This is a genomic window from Actinocrinis puniceicyclus (assembly GCF_018283645.1).
Lineage (GTDB): Bacteria > Actinomycetota > Actinomycetes > Streptomycetales > Catenulisporaceae > Actinocrinis > Actinocrinis puniceicyclus.
This window is the reverse complement of the sequence record NZ_JAGSXH010000253.1, coordinates 1-3,033: the sequence shown is the minus strand read 5'-3', so window position 1 is coordinate 3,033 and position 3,033 is coordinate 1. Positions and strand designations below refer to the sequence as shown.

General features: G+C 67.2%; 1 protein-coding gene and 1 pseudogene. Both read right to left on the bottom strand.

Going from position 1 to position 3,033, the window contains the following annotated elements; genetic code table 11:
• Positions 1 to 121: 121 nt before the first annotated feature.
• Positions 122 to 1,114 (bottom strand): annotated as a pseudogene (locus KGA66_RS28480) (reverse transcriptase domain-containing protein); the annotation flags it as partial.
• A 669-nt stretch (positions 1,115 to 1,783) separates the two neighbouring features.
• Complete coding sequence (locus tag KGA66_RS28475; RefSeq protein WP_211472619.1) at positions 1,784 to 2,815, bottom strand: IS4 family transposase; 1,032 nt, start codon at positions 2,813 to 2,815, stop codon at positions 1,784 to 1,786.
• Between the last annotated feature and the right edge of the window lie 218 nt (positions 2,816 to 3,033).

The following is a 3,033-nucleotide window of genomic DNA, read 5'->3' as shown; positions in this document are numbered from 1 at the left end:
ACCAAAGCCGCCAGATCCCGCTCGCAACCACCATCGCCAATCACGCCGCGAAGGTAGCAGCAACCCCGCACACATAGCCAATGAGCTGCGGAAACACCAACCGTAGTTCAGTCAACAGGACGAGGTGCACGATGCGTGTCTTTTCCTCGTTGAAGGCCAGGCCCCTGGGCGCGAGCCACACGGCGAGCCGTTGCTTGACCTGCCGGGCTTCGTCATGGCTGTGACACAGCGCCAGCAGATCGTCTGCGTATCTGACCAGGGTCGGTGCGCCCGCTTCCAGTTCGCCGGCGCGAGCGCCGGTTCGCTGGTAACGGACCCCGGCCGCCTCCTCCATCCCGTGTAAGGCCACATTCATCAGCGCGGGAGAGATCACCCCGCCTTGCGGGGTACCCTCCTCGGTCGGGGCAAGATGACCGCGGTCGACCACTCCCGCCTTGAGCCATTGCTCGATCAGCCCCCGCGCGGGGAACAGGCCGAGCGAACTCATGAGGCGGTCATGATCGATCCGGTCGAACGCCGCCGCCAGGTCTGCGTCAAGGATCCACTGCCGCTTCGGGCTCTTGCCCTTCGCGGCCAGGAAGATCACGCCGATCGCGTCGTGACAGCCGCGCCCGGGGCGAAATCCGTAGGACCTCGGCTCGAATCGCGCCTCCCACTCGGGTTCCAGTGCATTGAGGACCACGGCTTGCAAAGCCCTGTCCGCGATCACGGGAATGCCGAGGCCGCGCTGTTTTCCGTTGGCCTTGGGGATGAACACCCGCTTGACCGGTCGGGGTTTCCACGCCTGCGCCCGGTGCTGGATCCAGTCGGCCAGTTCGGCCTTCTGTGATGCCAGCAGCGCGGTGCGCCCGTCGATCCCCGCCGTCTTGCGGCCGGCATTGACCTCCGTGACCCGCCGGACACTGACCAACGTGTTGGAGCGGGAGCGGAGCATCAGTTTCTGTAGATTCCGGACCTTCTTGAGGTCCCCTGCCTGTGACGCCGTGAAGATCCGCTGCCGCAGCCGCCGTACGTCCCCCTCGGCCTGGTCCCAGTCGATCTCGAACCAGTCCGTGGGATCGCCCTCCGGTCCGTTCACCCCGGATGCAGCATCACCCACGACGGTATCCGCCACGGGCGCCCGCAACTGCGAGGTGTCCAACTTGCCCTTCGGTTCCAACGCTGATGGTCATCGAGTCCGCACAAGCCCACCCGACCCACGTCAGCACCCTTTCGGGTCCGGGCAGCACCCGTATCCGACCGGTTATCCAAGGCGGCCAGCGAAGGAGCTGGCCCGCTGCCCCGGTTTCCCGTCGCCTTTCGGCCATCGGCATTGGCTTCTTGGGTCATCCTGTTCCCGCTGGGGAGCTGGGCCTTCCTCACGGTCGGCTTACCAGGCTGCTTACACGCCCGGACCCCAACGGGGTTTCCACGTTCCACACGAGTGAGACACGACCGGGGTGGGTGCCCCCTAAACTCCGAGACGGCGATGCTCTCCCGGCTGATGATGGGTCCTCAACCGGCGCCTGCCGCTTCTCAACGGCCAGTCCTGCACCCCGCCGGAACATCCCACCTGCCGGGGCCCATGATCACGAAGCATCCTCAGGGGTTCACTCACGTTCACCCGTCCGGTCTTCCCCTTGCCTGTGGCCCCCGGATGGAACGGGCGCCCTTGGGCTTTTCCCCCGAGCTTCACACCCCGCCGTTACCAGCGACGCATGTCGGAGTGGGGGACAGGCCTCGAGCACTGGCCCGGAACTACGCCGTCGACATCATCTGCCGACCCTCCTATCAGCTAGCTCACTCAACTCGTGCGACCTCGTGTCGCACCCCACCGCTGATGGTAGGCCGAGGCCAGTTCGTCCGCGCGGGCCGCCGCGGGATCGGTGATCGAGGTGATCAGGGCGATCAATTCCTTGCCCTCGCGGTCCGGGACGTCGTATTCGACGACGCGCACCAGGTGCGCGCGCTCGGGATCCAGTTCCCGCCCGGCTTTCGCGTCCTCGATCAGCGCGGTGCGCGCCGCCTCGCGCAGCCCCGGCTTGATCAGGACCGAGAGGTAGGTGCCGTCCGCCAGCCAGGCGACCAGCGGCAGGCGCAGCTGGGTCGGGGCCCGCCACAGCAGGCCGGCGCCCGAGCGCCGTGCCCGCCCCCATGCCTCGAAGCTGTAGAAGCCCCGGTCCGCCGTGAGCAGCCAGTCCTCGCCGAGCCGGTCGAGCAGCGGGCCGGCCACGCTCTTCTCCCCGACCCCGATCCCGGCAACCTCGGCGTCCAGGAACGCGTGCGTGCCGCACTCGGCCACCGCCACCACCCTGGCCTTGGGAAACGCGGAGCGGTTGCCGGATCTCTCGCTCCCGGCGTAACCGAACTCCGCCGCGTTCTGCTTGCTGTCGGGCAGGTCCAGCTCGAACCCGTCGACCGCCGTCAGCCGCCACCCGCGCAGCCGGGCCCCGCGCGTGGCACTCTCGGCGACCGGCCCGGCCACCCGGTAGAACAGATCCTTGAGGACATCGCGGCCCAGCCGCTTGCGCGCCTGGGTGATCGCCGAGGCCGTCGGCACCGGCCAGGCCGCGTTCCAGCAGCCCCACTCGGCCAGCGAACCGGTCACCTTCGTCGCGACCTCCTCGTAAGGATCATCCGCGAACAGACACAGACCCATCGTGAGATACGCCACGACATGCGCCGGCAGCGTCCCGTCGCTGCGCTTCTCCTTCACCCCGCACGCCGCGACCGCATCCGCCACCTTGAACCACGGCACCGTCACCGCCAGCACCCCGACAGAAACCTGCGACGGCACCGCGACCCGGCCCGAAGGGCCCTCACCCACCAGCGACACGACCGCAACGATAGACCCAGCCCCACATCACAAACTATTGACGCCACGGGCATGTCGCCGAACTGGACCGACCCAAGATCAAATTAGCCTAGGGTCTGTCTCGATAACGGTGCGGAAGCGAAACATCCGGTCACGAAGGGATGATTCGTATGACTAACACCGCTATTGACACCAACCAGGCGACGGTCGCAGGATCCGACGGTGTGAGCCTTGACTTC